A 17,782-nucleotide genomic window follows, 5' to 3' on the forward strand; every position below is an offset into this window, starting at 1 on the left:
TCAGAAACCGGCCGCCAGACCGTCGCGCCGACTGTCGCTCGCGGCCACGTAGCCGCGCTCGGGATCGTCGTGGTCGAGCCGCCAGACGAACTGCCCCGAGCCGAAATCCATGTAAGAATCGTCAACCGACTTGATCGTATGGCCGCGCGCGGCCAGCGCGTCGACCGTCGCACGATTCATCGTCGCCTCGACGTCGAGCGTGAAATCGCGATTCACCTTCCAGCGCGGCGCGCAGCAGGCGGCCTGCGGCTGCTGGCCATAGCCGAGCATCCGCACGATGGTCTGCAGATGGCCCTGCGGCTGCATGTCGCCGCCCATCACGCCGAAGCTCATCACGGCCTCGGTGCGCCCGTTCACCTGTTCGGTGACGAACGACGGGATGATCGTGTGGAACGGCCGCTTGCCGCCCGCGACGACGTTCGGCGAAGCCGGGTCCATCGAGAAGCCGTACCCGCGATTCTGCAGCGCAATGCCCGTGCCGGGCACGACGAGCCCCGAACCGAAACCCATGTAGTTCGACTGGATGAAGCTCACCATCATCCCGCGCTCGTCGGCGGCCGACAGATAGATCGTGCCGCCCGCAGGCGGCCGGCCGGCCGCGAAGTGCGTCGCGCGCGCGGGATCGATCAGCTTCGCGCGTTCGGCGAGATACGCATCGTCGAGCATCTGTCCGGGCGTCACTTCCATCGCGCGCGGATCGGCGACGTAGCGATAGACGTCCGCGAACGCGAGCTTCATCGCCTCGATCTGCAGATGCTGCGAGTCGACCGAATCGACGGGCCAGTCGGTCACGCCCGCGTGCTCGGCGATCCCGAGCGCGATCAGTGCGGCGATGCCCTGCCCGTTCGGCGGAATCTCGTGAATCGTATGGCGGCCGAAGCGCCTGCCGATCGGCTCGACCCATTCCGGCCGGTACGCGCGCAGGTCGGCTTCGGTCAGCGCGCCGCCGCCTTCGCGCGCGAATGCCGCGATCTGCGCGGCGAGCGCGCCTTCGTAAAACGCGCGCGCGCCCTCCTTCGCGAGCGTGCGCAGCGTCTGCGCATGGCCCGGCAGGCACATGCGCTCGCCGACCTGCGGCGCGCGCCCGCGCGGCATGAAGGTGTCGGCGAAGCCGGGCAGCCCCTGCAGTTCGGGCACCGCCGCCGCCCACTTGTGCGCGACGATCGGCGACACCGCATAGCCGCGTTCCGCGATCTCGATCGCCGGCTCGAGCAGGTCCGCGAACGGCAGCGAACCGAACTTCGCATGCAGCGCCTCCCAGCCCGCGATCACGCCCGGCACGGTGACGGTATCCCAGCCGCGCGTCGGCTTGTTCGCGATGCCGTTGCCCGCGTCGCCGTGGCGCTTGCGGAAGTAGTCGACGTTCCATGCGGCCGGCGCCACGCCCGACGCGTTCAGCCCCGACAGCCGCTCGCCGTCCCACACGAGCGCGAAGGCGTCGCCGCCGAGCCCGCACGACACGGGCTCGACGACCGTGATCGCGGCCGCGGCGGCCAGCGCCGCGTCGACCGCGTTGCCGCCCTTCCACAGCATCCGCAGCCCGGCCTGCGCGGCAAGCGGGTGCGACGTCGACACGACGTTGCGCGCGAATACCGGAATGCGGGTCGTCGGATACGGGTTGTGCCAGTTGAAGCCAGTCATCGGTTCCACCTCGTCGAAAGCTGAATGAACGTGCCGGGCGCGCACCGCGTGCGCGGGCAATCCGCCATTGCAGCGCGATCGGAGAGATCGTACAAGTTCATTTGTTACATGAATCCATGCGAATTCCGCATGAATGGCGCGCGAGGCTGCCGGTCAGGCCGGCCGAACGCGGTTTGCGCCCTTACAATACCCGCTCCGTCTCACGACACGACCACCGAGCCATGACCCGAGATCCCCGCCTCACCCTCAACGCGCGCCAGCAGGAACTGCTCGAATGGGTGCAGCGCGACGGCTTCGTGACCGTCGACGATCTCGCCGCGCACTTCGCGGTGACGCCGCAGACGATCCGCCGCGACGTGAACTGGCTCGCCGACCTGAACCTGCTGCGCCGCTACCATGGCGGCGCGAGCCTGCCGACCAGCTCGGAGAACGTGTCGTACACCGCGCGCCAGCGGATGTTCCACGACGAGAAGCGGCGCATCGCGGCGCTCGCGGCGTCGCACATCCCGGACCAGGCGTCGCTGTTCATCAACCTCGGCACGACCACCGAGGAAGTCGCGCGCGCGCTGAACCGCCATCACGGGCTGCACGTGATCACCAACAACCTGAACGTCGCGTCGATGATGAGCGGCTACCCCGACTGCGAAGTGCTGATCACGGGCGGCATCGTGCGGCCGTGGGACAAGGGGATCGTCGGTGAACTCGCGATCGACTTCATCCGCCAGTTCAAGGTCGACTACGCGATCATCGGCACGTCGGCGATCGAGGCCGACGGCACGCTGCGCGACTTCGACACGCGCGAGGTGCGCGTGGCCGAGGCCATCATGCAGCATGCGCGCACGGTCTATCTCGTAGCCGACCACTCGAAGGTCGGCCGCCCCGCGCTGGTACGCCAGGGTCATCTGAGCCAGGTGCACGCGCTCTTCACCGACAAGCCCCTGCCGCCCGAGATGGCCGATACCGTGGCGGCCGCCGGCACTCAGGTGTACGTTGCGGAATGACGGTTGCGATGCTGCATCGCAACCCGAACTTCAAGTGAAATCAAGAAGTTGGCGGCGCGAGCAAACCGCTTGCGCGCGGCCCGGCTGTCAAACGGAAAATTAACGGGGCACGATTTGTCGTTGCCCGCGCGCTCGACTAGACTCCAGTTCCCCGGCCCGTTCGCCTGATCCGCCTGTGCCAGGGCGGAGCGAACCGCAGGCCGGCGAATACAGCTTTTCCCCCCAAGCCATACCCCGTGGGGTATCGCGCGTCGGCGGTTGCGCCGGCCGCGCGGGCAGCCCGATTGCCATGGAGAGAACGATGCTGAGTCCGCATGAATTCGCCACGCTATTGCTTGTGAAGGACGCGCCTGATCAGCGCGATATGGACAGGGATGAACTGGACACCCTGCTCGAACAGCAGCTCGTACGCCTGGAAGGGCTCGGCTCCGGGCGCAAATACTGTGTGACCGAGACCGGCGACGCCGCGCTGCGATCCATCAAATACCGCTATTCGTGAAATTCCGCTGTTCCTGACCTGACCGCGCGGCCGCTTCCGGCCGCGCGGTCGTTTCCGCTTTCCCGCCCGTTCACCGCGGCCGGCGTCAACCGCCGCGCAGCGTCGGATCGACCGCCGCCCGCCAGCTGATGGCCTGCGCCCGCGCGCCATTGAAATACTGGATCCAGCCGGCCCGCGTCGCCGCGTCGGGTGCCGCGTAGTGCGTCGAAAGTTCGTTTACGAACGCACAATAGTTCGCTTCGGTCAGCCCGCGATACCGTTTTGCCACGTACGCGTCGTACAGCGCCGAATAGACCGGCTGCGCGTCCGCGCCCCAGTCGCGCGCGGTGCCGCCGCACGACGTCTGCAGGTCGACGAACGACGGCGCCCGCCAGTTTCCGGCCAGCGGCGGCATGCCCGCGCTGCACCCCGCCAGAAGGACGGCGCACACGCCGGCCCACATCCCAATACGCATGATTCACCTCGCGAAACGGTCGATTCCGTCAGTATCGTCCGGGATCGTGCGACGCGCTACTGGCCCCGCTTTTTCGAACTTTACTTTTTCGATTTCGTTCGTTAAATTTCGAATTCGAACATTTTCTGTTCACCCATTTCCACCAGACGATAAGGACAGCAGGTGACCCAACCGAATCGCTACGATCTGCTCGTCGTCGGCGGCGGCATCAACGGCGCGGGCATCGCGCGCGATGCGGCCGGCCGCGGCCTGTCGGTCATGCTCTGCGAGCAGGACGATCTCGCGTCGCATACGTCGTCGTCCAGCACGAAGCTGATTCACGGCGGGCTGCGCTACCTCGAGTACAACGAGTTCGGGCTCGTGCGCAAGGCGCTGCAGGAGCGCGAGACGCTGCTGCGCGCGGCGCCGCACATCATGTGGCCGCTGCGCTTCGTGATGCCGCACATGCCGAACCTGCGTCCGGCCTGGCTGATCCGCATCGGCCTGTTCCTCTACGATCACCTCGCGAAACGCGAGCTGCTGCCCGGCTCGCGCGGCATCGACATGCGCCGCCATGCGGCCGGCGCGCCGCTGATCGATTCGATCAAGCGCGGCTTCGTGTACTCCGACGGCTGGGTCGACGATGCGCGCCTCGTCGTGCTGAACGCGATGGATGCGAAGGAGCGCGGCGCCGAGATCCTGACGCGCACGAAGCTCGTCAGTGCCGAACGCCGCGGCGACGAATGGGAAGCGCGACTGCAGCACGCCGACGGTTCGATCCGCGTCGTGCATGCACGCGCGATCGCGAACGCGGCCGGCCCGTGGGTCGGCGAAGTGCTGCACGGCGCGCTCGGGCGCGGCGCGCAGCACAGCGTGCGGCTCGTGAAGGGCAGCCACATCATCACGCGCCGCCTGTTCGATCACGATCACGCGTACATCTTCCAGAACCCGGACAAGCGGATCATCTTCGCGATTCCGTACGAACACGATTTCACGCTGATCGGCACGACCGACGTCGAATACACGAACGATCCCGCGAAGGTCGCGATCGATCGCGACGAGACGCAGTATCTGTGCGATTCGATCAACCGCTACTTCAAGCGCAAGATCTCGCCGGCCGACGTGCACTGGACCTACTCGGGCGTGCGCCCGCTGCTGGAAGACGAGAACGCCGCGAATGCGTCGGCCGTCACGCGCGACTACCGCCTCGAGCTGGACGACGGCGCGGGCGCGCCGCTGCTGTCGGTGTTCGGCGGCAAGATCACGACCTTCCGCAAGCTCGCGGAAGAAGCCGGCGACATGCTGTGCCGCGCGCTCGGCCGCGACGCGAAGACCTGGACGGCCGGCGTCGCGCTGCCGGGCGGCGACATCGCGAACGCGAAGTTCGACGCGTTCGCCGGCACGTTCGCCAAACGCCACCCGTGGCTGCCCGCCGCGCTCGCCCGCCGCTATGCACGGGCGTACGGCACGCGCGCGGAGCGCGTCATCGACGGCGCGACGTCGCTCGCCGACCTCGGCGCCGAAGTCGCGCCGGGCATCCACGACGCCGAACTGCGCTACCTGCGCGACGCCGAATGGGCGACCTGCGCACAGGACGTGCTGTGGCGCCGCTCGAAGCTCGGCCTGCACGTCGCGCCGGGCACGCTCGACGCCGTGACGGCCGCGGTCGACGCGTGGTTCGCCGCCGCGCACGCGCCGCACGCCTGAACCGAATGCAGTTGAAGTTGCTTGACCGACGTTGATTCACCGACGCGCCGCCCACATGCGGCGCGCATCACAACTAAGCCAGATCCACGGATGGAGATGAGAGACATGCAGGACCAGTACATCCTCGCGCTTGACCAGGGCACCACGAGTTCCCGCGCGATGCTGTTCGATCGCCAGGGCAATATCGTATCGATCGCCCAGAAGGAATTCGAACAGATCTACCCGCAACCCGGCTGGGTCGAGCACGACCCGCAGGAAATCTGGTCGACGCAAGCCGGCGTCGCCGCCGAGGCCGTCACGCGCACGGGCCTGAACGGCACGTCGATCGCCGCGATCGGCATCACCAACCAGCGTGAAACCACGATCGTGTGGGATCGCGAGACGGGCCAGCCCGTCTACAACGCGATCGTCTGGCAGGATCGCCGCACGGCCGACTTCTGCGATTCGCTGAAAGCGCAGGGCTTCGAGGCGAAGGTGCGCGCGAAGACCGGCCTGCCGATCGATTCGTACTTCTCGGGAACCAAGATCCGCTGGATTCTCGACAACGTGCCGGGCGCCCGCGAGAAGGCCAAACAAGGCAAGCTCGCGTTCGGCACCGTCGACAGCTGGCTCGTATGGAATTTCACGAAGCACGAACTGCACGTGACCGACGTGACGAACGCATCGCGCACGATGCTGTTCAACATCCACACGCGCGAGTGGGACAGCGAGCTGCTCGAGATGCTCGACATTCCGCGCAGCATGCTGCCGGAAGTAAAGGCGTCGTCGGAGATCTACGGCCACACGAAGACCACCGTGTTCGCGTCGAAGATCCCGCTCGCGGGCATCGCCGGCGACCAGCAGGCGGCGCTGTTCGGCCAGATGTGCACGCAGTCCGGCATGGTGAAGAACACCTACGGCACCGGCTGCTTCCTGATGATGAACACCGGCGACAAGCCGATCGAATCGAAGAACAACCTCGTCACGACGATCGCGTGGCAGATCGGCGACAACGTGCAGTACGCGCTGGAAGGCAGCATCTTCATCGCGGGCGCGGTCGTGCAGTGGCTGCGCGACGGCGTCGGCATCATCAAGTCGGCCGCCGAAATCGAAGCGCTCGCCGCGAGCGTGCCGCACACCGACGGCGTCTATCTCGTCCCGGCCTTCGCCGGCCTCGGCGCACCGCACTGGAACGCGCGGGCGCGCGGCTCGGTGTTCGGCGTCACCCGCGGCACGACCTCCGCGCACCTCGCGCGCGCGGCGCTCGATTCGATCGCATACCAGTCGCTCGACGTGCTGGCCGCGATGGAAGCCGATTCGGGCATCAGCATCGGCGAGCTGCGGGTGGACGGCGGCGCGAGCGCGAACGACCTGCTGATGCAGTTCCAGGCGGACCTGCTCGGCGTCGACGCGGTGCGTCCGCAGATCACCGAGACGACCGCGCTCGGCGCGGCCTACCTCGCGGGCCTCGCGATCGGCTACTGGAAGAACCTCGACGAAGTGCGCAGCCAGTGGCAGCTCGATCGCCGCTTCGCGCCGTCGATGGCGAAGGAACAGGTCGAGCGCTGCATGTCGGGCTGGCAGCGTGCGGTACGCGCGGCGAAGGCATGGGCCGACGACGCCCAGTAATCCCAAGCAATCCATACGAAATACAACAACACCGGCGGACCGCGCAACGCGCGAGTCCGCGATGACATACGAGAGACAACCATGTCACCTTATATTGCAGAGTTCATCGGCACCGCGATCCTCGTGCTGCTCGGCAACGGCGCGGTCGCAAACGTGCTGCTTGCAAAGACCAAGGGCAAAGGCGCGGACCTGATCGTGATCGTGATGGGCTGGGCGATGGCCGTCTTCGTCGCCGTCTACGTGACCGCGTCGTTCAGCGGCGCGCACCTGAACCCGATCGTCACCATCAGTCTCGCGCTCGCGGGCAAGTTCGCGTGGTCGAAAGTCGGCGGCTACGTCCTCGCGCAAATGCTCGGCGGGATGGCGGGCGCACTGCTCGTGTGGCTCGCGTATCGCCAGCACTTCGCGAAGGAAGCCGACGCGGACCTGAAGCTCGCGGTGTTCTGCACCGCGCCCGCGATCCGCAGCGTCACGCACAACGTGCTGACCGAAGCGATCTGCACGTTCGTGCTGATCCTCGGCGTGCTGTACCTCGCGTCGCCGCAAGTCGGCCTCGGCGCGCTCGACGCACTGCCCGTCGGCCTGCTCGTGCTCGGCATCGGCATCTCGCTCGGCGGCCCGACCGGCTATGCGATGAGCCCCGCGCGCGACCTGTCGCCGCGCATCATGCACGCGCTGCTGCCGATCCCGGGCAAGCGCGACAGCGACTGGCGCTATGCATGGGTGCCCGTCGTCGGCCCGCTGCTCGGCGGCGCCGCGGCAGCCGGCCTGTACCTGCACCTGCACGCGACGATCTGATCGCGGCCTGACCGAAACGCGCGGCACGCATCGCCGCGCGTTTCGCTTTCCTTCCTTCGCTCCCCCGCCGCTTCGTTTTCGCTACCGGTCGCTCGCGACCGAGACCAGCGACTTCAGCTTCACGTCCGTATCCGCCACGGCCGCCGGGTTCACGTCGATCCCGCGCTCGACCAGCATTCTCGCCACGCGCATGTCCTTGACGAACGCCGACGTGCGGCCGAAGCCGCTCGCGGCGACGAGCCGCGCACCGGCGTCGAAATGGAAATGGATTTCCGCATCGTCGCCGAACACGCGCGCGACCGACCGCTCGCCGAGCGCCGGCTCTCCGGCCACCTGCAACTGCGCGTCGTATTGATCCGACCAGAACCACGGCATCTCGCAATACGGCTCGTCGGCGCCGAGCATGTTGCGCGCGGCGACGCGCGCCTGGGTCTCGGCGCCGTGCCACGTCTCCTGCCGCACCGGTCGCCCCGACAACGCGCTCGGGAACACCGCGACGTCGCCGGCCGCATAGATGCCGCGCGCCGACGTCTCGAGCCGCGCATTCACGACGATGCCGCGCCCGACCGCGAGGCCGGCCTCGCGCGCCAGTTCGTCGGCCGGGTCGATGCCGATGCCGGCCACGACCGTGTCGGCGATCAGCGTGTCGCCGTCGTCGAGCACGACGGCCAGCGCGCCGCCCGCCGTGCGCTCGATCGCCACCGGCTTGCGGTTCACGCGAACGGCCACGCCCCGCCGTTCGTGCAGCGCGTGCACGCGCGCCGCGATCGCTTCCGGCACCGCGCGCCCGAGCAGGCGCGGGGCCGCGTCGAGCACCGTCACGCGGCAGCCGCGTTGGCGCGCCGATGCGGCGACTTCGAGGCCGATGAAGCCGCCGCCGATCAGCACGACCCGCGTATCGGGCACGAGCCGCGTGCCGAGCACCGCCGCATCGTCGAGCGTGCGCAACGCAAAGACGCCGTCGAGCGTCGCGCCCGGAATCGCGAGGCGACGCGCGCGGCCACCGGTGGCGAGCAGCAGCGCGTCGTAGCCGAACACGCGCCCACCCGACACGCGCACTTCGCGTGCGAACGGATCGATACGCTCGACCGTCGCGACGACCGGCTCGATGCGATCGGCCGTCCACGCGTGCGGCTCGCGCAACCGGCACTGCGCGGCGCTGCGTTCGCCGGTCAGCACTCCTTTCGACAACGGCGGCCGCTCGTACGGCAGGTGGGCCTCCGCGCCGATCAGCACGATCCGCCCGCCCCAGCCGGATTCGCGCAGCACCTGCGCCGCGCGGCCGCCCGCATGGCCCGCGCCGACGATCGCCATCACCCGGTCGTTCGTCATCGCGTCACACCTCGATCAGAATGCGGCCGCCCTCGATCTTCGCGCGGTACGTGCGCAGCTTCTCGCAGGCGGGCGCGGACAGCGGCCGGCCGTCGCGCACGTCGAAGCGCCCGTTGTGCTTCGGACATTCGATCACGTGGTCGATCACGAGCCCGTCCGCGAGATGCACGTGCTCGTGCGTGCACAGGCCGTCGCTCGCGAAGACTTCGCCGTCGATGCGGTAGATCGCGTACGTGCGGCCGGCATGGTCGAAGCGCGCGACGTCTTCGTCGTCGATGTCGTCGAGCGCGCCGGTGTCGATCCATTGCGTCATGTTGGGTGTCTCCTGGGTGGGAAGGTTCGGTGTCGGTCAGGCGCGCACGGCATCCGGCACGGGCCGCACGACGTAGTCGGACGGGTCGCGCGTCTGCCGGATCAGCGCCGGCACGATCTCCGCATACGCGGCCAGCGTGCTGCGGTACGGCGGCGGCATGTCGGCCTTCACGGCCTCGTGCAGCTTCGGCAGCGCGTGGAACGGCACCATCGGGAACATGTGGTGCTCGACGTGGTAGTTCATGTTCCAGTACAGGAAGCGGAACACGGGATTCATCATCACGGTCCGGCAGTTGCGCCGGTGGTCGAGCACGTTCTCGGGCATGCCCGCATGCTGGGTCAGGCCGAAATACAGGTACAGCCACGCGCCGTAGAGGCTCGGCAGCCCGATGTAGAGCAGTGGCAGGATCGTGCGCCAGTAGAGCGACGCACCGGCCACGACCGCATACACCGCGAGATGGATGCGCGCTTCGCGCACGACCTTCGGCCGTTCCGATTCGGGCACGTAGGTACGCTCCTCGTCGTCGAGCCGGCCGGTGAACGCGATCGCGAGCATCTTGCGCAGCTCGCCGGCCACATGCTTCAGCGCGACGACGTTCAGCGCGAGCGAGAGCCAGTCGGTCGGCTTCGGCGCGGCAATTTCAGGATCGCGCCCGACGACCAGCGTATCGGTGTGATGGCGCGCATGGCTCCAGCGCCATGCGGTCGCGCGGCGGAACACCTGAAACGACGCGACCTGATACAGCACGTCGTTCATCCAGCGCGTGCGGAACGCGGTGCCGTGCCCGCATTCGTGCCAGCGCGAATCGGCCGGGCTGCAGTAGAGGGTGCCGTACACGAAGAACGCGGGAATCGCCCACGCCGAATGCGCATGCCACGCCAGCCATGCGAGCACACCGCTCGCCGCGATCGCCGCGTACCAGATCAGCGTGTCGCGGATCGCGCGCGCATCGCCGCGCTGCATCAACTGCTTCATCAGCGGCCGCGGCACCGCGCACCGGTACCACGCGGCGTTGACGAGCCCGGCCGCGTGCGCGCGCTCGCCGGCGCCGCCGATCATCCGGTATTCGTGACGGCGCGCCGCCGTGCGGTCGTGCGCCTGGTCGTCGGTAAAGGCCACTCGTGTCTCCCTGGTTCTGGCTGCGTGAGAAGCGCGGCACGCGCTCCGGCATGGACTCGAAATTAGGCCCGCGGCCTCCCCCGCTCAATCGAAACGTTGACGAAATTTCGCCATCGCTTTAGCGTTCGTCGCATCGCCCCGTGCAGAGGGCGACATCCTCCAGGAGACGACCATGGCAGGCGAATCCGGGCCGCGCTGGCGCAAGCGCACCGCGCGCTTCGACGAGATCGCGGCGCTCGCCGGGGTCAGCACGACCACCGTCGACCGCGTGCTGAACGAGCGCGGCAGCGTATCGGCGCAGGCCCGCGAGCGCGTGGTCGCGGCCGCGCGGCAGCTCGGCGTGCCGCGCCAGTTGCCCGACACGCGGCACGGGCTGATCCACGTCGACGTGCTGCTGCCGGACACCGACGCACCGTTCTTCCGGCGGCTGCAGCAGGCGCTGCAGCGCTCGCTGCAGATGCTCGACCGGCGCGTGGTCGTGCACCGGACGATCCTGCCCGCCGCGGACGACGAGCGGGCCGCCGCGCTGATCGAACGGCCCGCGTACCGGCGCGCGGCGCTGATCGTCACCGCGCGCGACACGGCCCGCGTGCGCGACGCGCTGGCCGGCGCGATCGCGCGCGGCGAGACCGTCGTCACGATGGTCACCGACATCGGCGGCATCGACCGCGCGCACTTCGCGGGCATCGACAACTATCGCGCCGGCCGCACGGCCGGCTACTACATCGGCCGCCTCGCGGCACGCCCGGGGCGCGTGCTGCTGCTCGGCGGACGCATGGGCTACCGTGCGCACGCGGACCGGATGGCCGGCTGCCGCGACCAGCTCGCCGACGCGTTCGCCGCCGTCCGCTGCGACGACGCGCCGGTCGAGACGCTCGACCAGGACGACCGCTGCTACCGCGCGGTGACGAAGGCGCTGCAGGCGCACGACGACGTGGTCGCGATCTACAACAGCGGCGCCGGCTCGGCCGGCATCGAAGCAGCGCTGCGCAAGGCCGGCGCGACCGGCCGCGTCGTGTGGATCGGCCACGAGATGCTCGACGAGCACCGCGCGTTCATCGAAGCCGGCGCGATGGATCTCGCGATCGACCAGGACCCGGACGGCCAGGCAATTTCCGCGCTGCAGCACGTGCTGCATGCGTGCGGGATCGTGGAGCAGCCGCCGCCGGCCGACCCGGTCGAATTCCGCGTGTTCTGTCCGGCCAACGTGAGGACGAGCGCCTACCTGCCGGCCTGAGTCCCGCCGCCCGGCGCGCCGTCCGGAGCACCGTCCGCCGCGCCGCATGCGCATCGCGAAGAAATCGATCGCCGCATTGGCGATTTTTCGTCAACGTTTGTCATGCGGCGCGCGCCGCGCATCCGTACATTGGGCAGCCATTCCCATGACAACGGCGGACAGGAGACGATGGCTGAACCGATCCTCATCGGCGTGAACCTCGACGGCGTGCTCGAACACGACGGCCTGCCGTTGCCCGCGCCTGCCGAACGCTTCCGCATGGTCGCCGGCGCCGGCGTGTTCGACTACGTCGAAAAGAACCCGGTGCGCGGCGAGGACCTGTCGCCGTATTTCGCGCTGGTCGAGCGCCATGCGCTGCCGATTCGCGTAATCGGCGGCATCTGGCGCGCGGGCCGCGACGAAGCGCACGTCGCCGAGATCGTCGCCGCGGGCGCGCGCTTCGGCAGCACGGTGCTCAACTGCCAGCTCGACGCGCATCATGCCGACGGCCATCCGCTGTCCGACCGCGAGGTCGCCGATTTCTACCTGCGTGCCTACGAGCGCGGCGAGCCGGCCGGCTGCCTGCCGAGCCTGGAAGTGCACGTCGACATGTGGAGCGAGGATTTCGCGCGCGTCGCATGCGTCGCGCGGCATGTCGAGCAGGCCGGCGTGCCGTTCCGGATCACGCTCGATCATTCGCATCTGCTGTTCAAGCTCGGCAATCGCGCCGAACTCGCCGCATCGGGCCTGCACGACGCGACCGACGGCGGCCGCCGGATGCTCGACCCGGCGTCTCCCGACGCCGTCTACGCCGACTGGATCGCGCGCGGCTGGGTCGCGCATGCGCATGCGCGCAGCGTGACGCCGAACAATCCGGCCAATCCGTGGATGCGACGCGCCGACGGCCGGCTCGGGCGCGGCATCCAGTATCCGTTCGTCGCCCCCGCGCCGGGCACCTATCACCGCGCATGGGATGCGGCGGAACTCGACACGTGGAAAGCCGCGCTGCACCGGTTGCTGCAATCGCAGGTCCATACCCGGCCCGCACGGCTCGAACAGATCAGTTGCGAGTTCATTCCGTTTCCCGACTACGGCGGCGGCGCACGCTATTCGATCTTCGACAACAACGTCGCGTGCGCCCGCTGGCTGCGCGACACGTGGCACGCGCTCGCCACGCCGCCGGCGAACGGGCCGGCGGCGGACGTCGCGCACACCGGCACCTGATTCGCCCCCCGCCCCACTCGAAACCCGAGGACAGAACGATGACGCAGGCCTTTCATTTTTCGCTGAACCGGATGAGCGCACCGCGCTTGCCGCTCGACCGTTACGTCGCGCTGTGCCGGCGCCTCGGTGTCGACACGATCGAGATCCGCAACGATCTCGACGGCGTCGAGATCACCGACGGCACGCCGGCCGCCGCCGTGCGCGCGACGGCCGAAGCCGGCGGCGTGACGATCCTGACGATCAACGCGCTGCAGCGCTTCGAGCAATGGAGTGCCGAGCGCGCGGACGAGGCAACCGCGCTGGCCGACTACGCGGCGCAATGCGGCGCACGTGCGCTCGTGCTGTGCCCGACCAACAGCCGCGGCGACACGCACAGCGCCGACGCCCGTCATGCCGATCTCGTACGCGCATTGAAGGCGCTGAAGCCGATCCTCGAAGCACGCAACCTGCTCGGCTTCATCGAGCCGCTCGGCTTCGAGGAATGCGCGCTGCGCCGCAAGTCCGATGCGGTGAAGGGCATCTACGACGCGGTGGGCGAACAGGTGTTCCGGCTCGTGCACGACACGTTCCACCATCACCTGTCGGGCGAGGACATCTTCTTCCCGAACCTGACGGGCCTCGTGCACATCTCGGGCGTCGAAGAAGGCGACCTGCCGGTCGACCGGATGCGCGACGGCCATCGCGTGCTGGTCGGCGGCGCCGACCGGCTCGGCAATATCCGGCAACTGCGCGAACTGCTCGCGCGCGGCTACCGGGGCGCGCTCTCGTTCGAGCCGTTCGCGAACGAAATCGCCGAAGCCGACGACATCGAAGACCGGCTGCGCGCGAGCATCGACTACGTACGCGACGAACTGGCGGATCGATGATCGCCGCCACGGTGCGCGGCCACCCGCGCCGCGTGCCGGCGCAACATCACACAATCAACAGGAGAACGGAATGATCGAATTCGCGTTGTTCGGCGCGGGCCGGATCGGCAAGATCCACGCGGCGAATCTCGCGCGCCATCCGGGCGCGAAGCTGAAGTATGTGGTCGACCGGCATGCGCCGTCGGCCGACGCGCTGGCGCACGCGCACGGCGCGCAGGTGGCCGATGTCGAGCGCGCGCTCGGCGACCCGTCGGTGCAGGCCGTGGTGATCGCCTCGAGCACCGACACGCATGCGGACCTGATCGTCGCGGCGGCGAATGCGGGCAAGGCCGTGTTCTGCGAGAAGCCCGTCGACCTGAGCGTCGAGCGCGCGCGTGCGTGCGCGGAGGTCGTCCGGCGCAGCGGCGTGACGTGCATGATCGGCTTCCAGCGCCGCTTCGACCCGACGTTCGCGGCGCTGAAGGCGCGTGTCGAGCGCGGCGAGATCGGCGCGCCGGAAATGCTGGTCGTCACGAGCCGCGACCCGGGCGCGCCGCCCGTCGACTACCTCCGCAGCTCGGGCGGCATCTTCAAGGACATGCTGATCCACGACTTCGACGTGTTCCGCTGGATCCTCGGCGACGAAGCGCAGACGCTGCACGCGACCGGCAGCTGCCTGACCGATCCGGCCGTGCTGGCCGCGGGCGACATCGACTCGACCGCAGTGACCATCCGCACGCGGCGCGGCTTGCTGTGCCAGATCAACACGTCGCGACGCGCCGCCTACGGCTACGACCAGCGCTTCGAGCTGCTCGGCAGCAACGGCATGCTGCAGGCCGGCAACGTGCGGCCGACCGAGGTGAGCGCATGGCTCGCGGGCGGCATCGCGACGGACGTGCCGGAGCCGTTCTTCCTCGAGCGCTACCGGCATGCGTATGCGGCCGAGATCGCGCACTTCGTCGACGCGCTGCGCGACGGCACGCGAGTGCGCACGACGATCGACGACGGGCTCGCCGCGCTCGAACTGGCCGAGGCCGCGACGACGTCGTGGCAAACGGGGCGCGTGATCGAGCTGTAGCGGGAGCGGCGGCGAACCCCGCAAGCGGGCCGCCGCCGGCCGATCGGCGGCACGCCCGGGCGACACGCAGCAAGCACGCCGCCGCATCGGGAAAATTTGCCGAAGCGTCGCACGGCATCCACGTGAAAGCACGTATGATGGCGAATTGATCTGCATCGCCGACATTCCGCTTTTTCACCACCATGCTCGATCACCTCATCTGCGACTGCGACGGCGTGCTCGTCGACAGCGAAGTCATCGCCGACCGCGTGCTGCTCGACACGTTGTCCGCCACGTTCCCGAATCTCGATTTCGAAGCCGCCGCGAAGTCGGCGTTCGGCCAGCAGACGTCGCGCTTCCTGGCGGGCATCGAGTCCCGCTTCGGGATCGAGATGCCGGCCAACTTCATCGAGACCATCGAGCACAACATCGAGAGCGCGCTCGCGCAATCGCTCGCGCCGATCACCGGCGTGCGCGACGCACTGCTGAAGGTCACGCTGCCGGCGGCCGTCGTGTCGAACAGCCGGCTCGCGCGCGTGCGCAGCTCGCTGAAGCGCGCGTCGCTCACCGAAATCTTCGGCGATCGCGTGTTCAGCTCCGAGCAGGTGGCGCGGCCGAAGCCCTACCCCGACGTCTACCTGCATGCGGCGCGCACGCTCGGCGTCGCGCCGGAGCGCTGCATCGTCGTCGAGGACAGCGTGTCCGGCCTGAATGCGGCGCGCGCGGCGGGCATGAAGACGATCGCGTTCGTCGGTGCGAGCCACATCCCCGACAACTACGCGGACGCGCTGCGCGCGATGGGCATCACGCGGATCATGCGCGGGATGGACGAACTGCCGGCACTCGTCGAAGCCGGCATGCGCGGCGAGTTCGGCGACGTACAGTCCTGACGGGCACGCCGGCCCGGTCAGGCCGATCGGGCCGATCCGGCGTGCGCCGGTTCACGCACGCCGCGCCACGGGCGCGCGAACGCGCCCGCCTTGCGCGGGCCCGCGTTCCGGCCCGCCCTCCGTTTTCTCAGGCCGGTTCGCAGCAGCGCTCGCGCGCGGCGGCCAGCGCCTCGCGAAACTCGACGAGTTCCGCGATCGTCAGCATCGGCAGCCCGTGTCGCTGCGCGAAACGCTCGACATCGTCGCCGCGCGTCATCGTCCCGTCCGGATTCATCAGTTCGCACAGCACGCCGGCCGGCTTCAGGCCCGCGAGGATCGACAGGTCGACCGTGCCTTCGGTATGACCGCGGCGCGCCAGCACGCCGCCCGGTTGCGCGCGCAGCGGAAAGACGTGGCCGGGGCGCACGATGTCGTGCGGCTTCGCGCCGTCGGCGATCGCCGCGCGGATCGTCGTCACGCGATCGGCCGCCGACACGCCGGTATGCACGCCTTCGCGCGCCTCGATCGACACGGTGAACGCGGTGCCGTTGCGGCTCTCGTTGGTCTGCACCATCGGCGGCAGCTCGAGCGCGCGCACGGTATCGTCGGTCAGGCACAGGCACACGATGCCGCTGCATTCGCGGATCAGCAGCGCCATCGTCTCGGGCGTGATGCGCTCGGCGGCCACGATCAGGTCGGCTTCGTTCTCGCGGTCGTGGTCGTCCTGCAGCACGACCGCGCGGCCTGCGCGCATCGCGTCGAGCGCGGCGGCGATGCGCGGCGGCACCGGTTCGGAATCCAGCAACGGGAGATCGGCAAAGGCGTCGGCGGGCGCCGACGAAACGGACATCAAGGACATGTGAAACGCTCCTCGCAAATACGATTTGGGCGAAAAACGTTTCAGGGCATTGCAAACAGACAGAACGACAACCCGCTTCGCACGCATCGCGAAGCGGCCCTGGCGGACATGACTATCTGCACATCTTCTCTCATCCGGACTGTGACCGTCGGCTCTGGCATTCGACCAGATCTGCTGACCCCGCGCGGATGCGCGGGCGCTCGCGGGCTCGCCGGCTCAACGCCAGCCTACCGCCGGTGGGGAATTTCGCCCCGCCCTGAAGACGCACTGATTGCCGGACGGGACACCCCCGTCAGCGGCGGGCCAAGCATACAACAGCTGCGCGCGCGGCGCAGCGAACAGCCTCTAAAACCTTACTGACGACCCTGTCTAACGGCATCGTCCGAACGGCCGACGCACGCCGCGCGATCCCGTCCGGACGGCGGGTGCGCGAAGCGCGTACGTGCGGCCTGCGCGCTCAGCCGGCCGCGTGTGCCGCATGAGCCGCGTGCGCGGCATCGGGCACGAGCCAGCGCGGCGGCACCTCGGGGCTCACCGTCACGCGGAACGCGCGCGCCTCGCTGTCGCCCGGGTTGCGCAGGCTGTACGGCTGGTCGGCATCGAACACGATCGCGTCGCCGGTCGCGAGCAACTGGCGGCGGTCGTGCACGCTGACTTCCAGCGTGCCCTCGCTCACCACGAGATTGACCGTCGTGCCGGGCGCGCGGCGTACGCCGGGCTCGGTATGCAGCGGCGCGATCCGCAGTTCGTGGAACTCGGCCGCGGCCGGCTCGCCTTCCGGGTACAGCGCGCGTGCCGAGAAGCGGCCGTTCGAGCTGACGACGCGCGACGCGCGCTCGGCCGCCAGGTGCTCGAAGCCGTTCACCGCATGGCGGCGCAGGAACGCCGCGACCGACACCTTCAGTGCCGCCGCGATCTTGCAGAGCACCTTGATCGACGGCACGCTGCGCGCCGACTCGATCTGCGCGAGCATCGCGCGCGACACGCCGGACAGCCGCGCGAGCGCATCGAGCGACAGTTGCCGCTCGGCGCGCAAGCGCGCGAGGTTCACGCCGACGACCTGCTCGAGAACGTCGAGCGACGCGGACGCCCGCGCATCGGCGGCGTCGCCGGACTCGAAGGAAGACACGTCGCGCACGAGCGCCAGGGATGAAGACATAGCATTGCCTCCGGGCCGCTGCGCAGCCCTGCATATGGGGTAAGCCGGGATCGGAATCGGGTTGCGCCAGCCACGGCGCGTATCGAGACGCTATCACCCGGC

The 17,782-nt window shown here is 69.0% G+C and carries 17 protein-coding genes and 1 riboswitch; of the genes, 10 read left to right on the forward strand and 7 right to left on the reverse strand.

The genetic code is table 11. The features are described 5' to 3' along the window. Positions 1-1,641, reverse strand: a complete 1,641-nt coding sequence (locus WJ16_RS13740) for a gamma-glutamyltransferase family protein (protein WP_069257521.1) — start codon at positions 1,639-1,641, stop codon at positions 1-3. Between the two features lie 221 nt (positions 1,642-1,862). Here WJ16_RS13740 and WJ16_RS13745 point away from each other — a divergent pair, with 221 nt between their 5' ends. Continuing rightward, positions 1,863-2,642 carry a DeoR/GlpR family DNA-binding transcription regulator gene (locus tag WJ16_RS13745; protein ID WP_040141834.1) on the forward strand — a complete coding sequence of 260 codons (780 nt, stop codon included), beginning with the start codon at positions 1,863-1,865 and terminating at the stop codon, positions 2,640-2,642. 301 nt (positions 2,643-2,943) lie between these two features. After that, positions 2,944-3,141 carry a hypothetical protein gene (locus tag WJ16_RS13750; protein ID WP_034179421.1) on the forward strand — a complete coding sequence of 66 codons (198 nt, stop codon included), beginning with the start codon at positions 2,944-2,946 and terminating at the stop codon, positions 3,139-3,141. Between the two features lie 85 nt (positions 3,142-3,226). On the opposite strand, the gene WJ16_RS13755 is transcribed toward WJ16_RS13750, so the two are convergent. Then, on the reverse strand, positions 3,227-3,595 hold the full coding sequence (locus WJ16_RS13755) for a hypothetical protein (RefSeq protein ID WP_069257522.1): 369 nt from the start codon (positions 3,593-3,595) through the stop codon (positions 3,227-3,229). A gap of 162 nt (positions 3,596-3,757) precedes the next feature. On the opposite strand from WJ16_RS13755, the gene glpD reads away from it, so the two are divergent. The 3 genes from glpD (at position 3,758) to WJ16_RS13770 (ending at position 7,687) form a co-directional block, all read left to right on the forward strand. Then, the gene (gene glpD / locus WJ16_RS13760; RefSeq protein ID WP_069257523.1) at positions 3,758-5,281 is read left to right on the forward strand and encodes a glycerol-3-phosphate dehydrogenase; all 1,524 of its coding nucleotides are present in this window, start codon (positions 3,758-3,760) and stop codon (positions 5,279-5,281) included. 105 nt (positions 5,282-5,386) lie between these two features. Further along, positions 5,387-6,889 carry a glycerol kinase GlpK gene (gene glpK, locus WJ16_RS13765; RefSeq protein WP_069257524.1) on the forward strand — a complete coding sequence of 501 codons (1,503 nt, stop codon included), beginning with the start codon at positions 5,387-5,389 and terminating at the stop codon, positions 6,887-6,889. 81 nt (positions 6,890-6,970) lie between these two features. After that, positions 6,971-7,687 (forward strand): MIP/aquaporin family protein, encoded by a 717-nt coding sequence (locus tag WJ16_RS13770; protein ID WP_027785355.1) that lies wholly within the window; start codon positions 6,971-6,973, stop codon positions 7,685-7,687. A gap of 81 nt (positions 7,688-7,768) precedes the next feature. Here the strand turns inward: WJ16_RS13770 and WJ16_RS13775 are convergent, their stop codons facing one another. From WJ16_RS13775 to WJ16_RS13785, 3 genes are read right to left on the reverse strand one after another with little or no spacing between them, the layout of a single operon-like run. Then, positions 7,769-9,019, reverse strand: a complete 1,251-nt coding sequence (locus WJ16_RS13775; RefSeq protein WP_069257525.1) for an NAD(P)/FAD-dependent oxidoreductase — start codon at positions 9,017-9,019, stop codon at positions 7,769-7,771. Positions 9,020-9,023: 4 nt separating this feature from the next. Beyond that, positions 9,024-9,332 carry a non-heme iron oxygenase ferredoxin subunit gene (locus tag WJ16_RS13780; RefSeq protein ID WP_069257526.1) on the reverse strand — a complete coding sequence of 103 codons (309 nt, stop codon included), beginning with the start codon at positions 9,330-9,332 and terminating at the stop codon, positions 9,024-9,026. Positions 9,333-9,368: 36 nt separating this feature from the next. Then, positions 9,369-10,451: a fatty acid desaturase family protein gene (locus tag WJ16_RS13785; RefSeq protein ID WP_069257527.1), complete on the reverse strand. Its 1,083-nt coding sequence runs from the start codon at positions 10,449-10,451 to the stop codon at positions 9,369-9,371. A gap of 172 nt (positions 10,452-10,623) precedes the next feature. On the opposite strand from WJ16_RS13785, the gene WJ16_RS13790 reads away from it, so the two are divergent. From WJ16_RS13790 to WJ16_RS13810, 5 genes are all read left to right on the forward strand, one after another. Beyond that, positions 10,624-11,688, forward strand: coding sequence for a LacI family DNA-binding transcriptional regulator (locus WJ16_RS13790; RefSeq protein ID WP_069257528.1), 1,065 nt, complete (start codon positions 10,624-10,626; stop codon positions 11,686-11,688). A 168-nt stretch (positions 11,689-11,856) separates the two neighbouring features. Continuing rightward, positions 11,857-12,891, forward strand: coding sequence for a xylose isomerase (locus WJ16_RS13795; protein ID WP_069257529.1), 1,035 nt, complete (start codon positions 11,857-11,859; stop codon positions 12,889-12,891). 38 nt (positions 12,892-12,929) lie between these two features. Continuing rightward, positions 12,930-13,757 carry a TIM barrel protein gene (locus WJ16_RS13800; protein ID WP_069257530.1) on the forward strand — a complete coding sequence of 276 codons (828 nt, stop codon included), beginning with the start codon at positions 12,930-12,932 and terminating at the stop codon, positions 13,755-13,757. Positions 13,758-13,827: 70 nt separating this feature from the next. Continuing rightward, positions 13,828-14,814 (forward strand): inositol 2-dehydrogenase, encoded by a 987-nt coding sequence (gene iolG / locus WJ16_RS13805; protein ID WP_069257531.1) that lies wholly within the window; start codon positions 13,828-13,830, stop codon positions 14,812-14,814. Positions 14,815-14,996: 182 nt separating this feature from the next. Beyond that, on the forward strand, positions 14,997-15,683 hold the full coding sequence (locus tag WJ16_RS13810) for an HAD family hydrolase (protein ID WP_069257532.1): 687 nt from the start codon (positions 14,997-14,999) through the stop codon (positions 15,681-15,683). Positions 15,684-15,810: 127 nt separating this feature from the next. On the opposite strand, the gene ribB is transcribed toward WJ16_RS13810, so the two are convergent. Together ribB and WJ16_RS13820 are read right to left on the reverse strand one after the other, a co-directional pair. Further along, positions 15,811-16,521, reverse strand: coding sequence for a 3,4-dihydroxy-2-butanone-4-phosphate synthase (gene ribB / locus WJ16_RS13815; protein WP_006489272.1), 711 nt, complete (start codon positions 16,519-16,521; stop codon positions 15,811-15,813). Between the two features lie 118 nt (positions 16,522-16,639). Beyond that, a riboswitch (FMN riboswitch) is annotated at positions 16,640-16,789 on the reverse strand. Between the two features lie 189 nt (positions 16,790-16,978). Next, positions 16,979-17,680, reverse strand: a complete 702-nt coding sequence (locus WJ16_RS13820) for a helix-turn-helix domain-containing protein (protein ID WP_069257533.1) — start codon at positions 17,678-17,680, stop codon at positions 16,979-16,981. Positions 17,681-17,782 lie beyond the last annotated feature (102 nt).

The organism is Burkholderia metallica (assembly GCF_001718555.1).
Taxonomy (GTDB): domain Bacteria; phylum Pseudomonadota; class Gammaproteobacteria; order Burkholderiales; family Burkholderiaceae; genus Burkholderia; species Burkholderia metallica.

Excerpts from the sequence above, each read along its gene's own strand:
- WJ16_RS13795 (WP_069257529.1), top strand. The coding sequence starts at position 11,857 with ATGGCTGAACCGATCCTCATCGGCGTGAACCTCGACGGCGTGCTCGAA.
- WJ16_RS13755 (WP_069257522.1), bottom strand. The coding sequence starts at position 3,595 with ATGCGTATTGGGATGTGGGCCGGCGTGTGCGCCGTCCTTCTGGCGGGG.
- ribB (WP_006489272.1), bottom strand. The coding sequence starts at position 16,521 with ATGTCCTTGATGTCCGTTTCGTCGGCGCCCGCCGACGCCTTTGCCGAT.
- WJ16_RS13810 (WP_069257532.1), top strand. The coding sequence starts at position 14,997 with ATGCTCGATCACCTCATCTGCGACTGCGACGGCGTGCTCGTCGACAGC.
- WJ16_RS13790 (WP_069257528.1), top strand. The coding sequence starts at position 10,624 with ATGGCAGGCGAATCCGGGCCGCGCTGGCGCAAGCGCACCGCGCGCTTC.
- WJ16_RS13740 (WP_069257521.1), bottom strand. The coding sequence starts at position 1,641 with ATGACTGGCTTCAACTGGCACAACCCGTATCCGACGACCCGCATTCCG.
- WJ16_RS13800 (WP_069257530.1), top strand. The coding sequence starts at position 12,930 with ATGACGCAGGCCTTTCATTTTTCGCTGAACCGGATGAGCGCACCGCGC.
- iolG (WP_069257531.1), top strand. The coding sequence starts at position 13,828 with ATGATCGAATTCGCGTTGTTCGGCGCGGGCCGGATCGGCAAGATCCAC.
- WJ16_RS13750 (WP_034179421.1), top strand. The coding sequence starts at position 2,944 with ATGCTGAGTCCGCATGAATTCGCCACGCTATTGCTTGTGAAGGACGCG.
- WJ16_RS13780 (WP_069257526.1), bottom strand. The coding sequence starts at position 9,332 with ATGACGCAATGGATCGACACCGGCGCGCTCGACGACATCGACGACGAA.
- WJ16_RS13770 (WP_027785355.1), top strand. The coding sequence starts at position 6,971 with ATGTCACCTTATATTGCAGAGTTCATCGGCACCGCGATCCTCGTGCTG.
- WJ16_RS13775 (WP_069257525.1), bottom strand. The coding sequence starts at position 9,019 with ATGACGAACGACCGGGTGATGGCGATCGTCGGCGCGGGCCATGCGGGC.
- WJ16_RS13745 (WP_040141834.1), top strand. The coding sequence starts at position 1,863 with ATGACCCGAGATCCCCGCCTCACCCTCAACGCGCGCCAGCAGGAACTG.
- WJ16_RS13820 (WP_069257533.1), bottom strand. The coding sequence starts at position 17,680 with ATGTCTTCATCCCTGGCGCTCGTGCGCGACGTGTCTTCCTTCGAGTCC.
- glpK (WP_069257524.1), top strand. The coding sequence starts at position 5,387 with ATGCAGGACCAGTACATCCTCGCGCTTGACCAGGGCACCACGAGTTCC.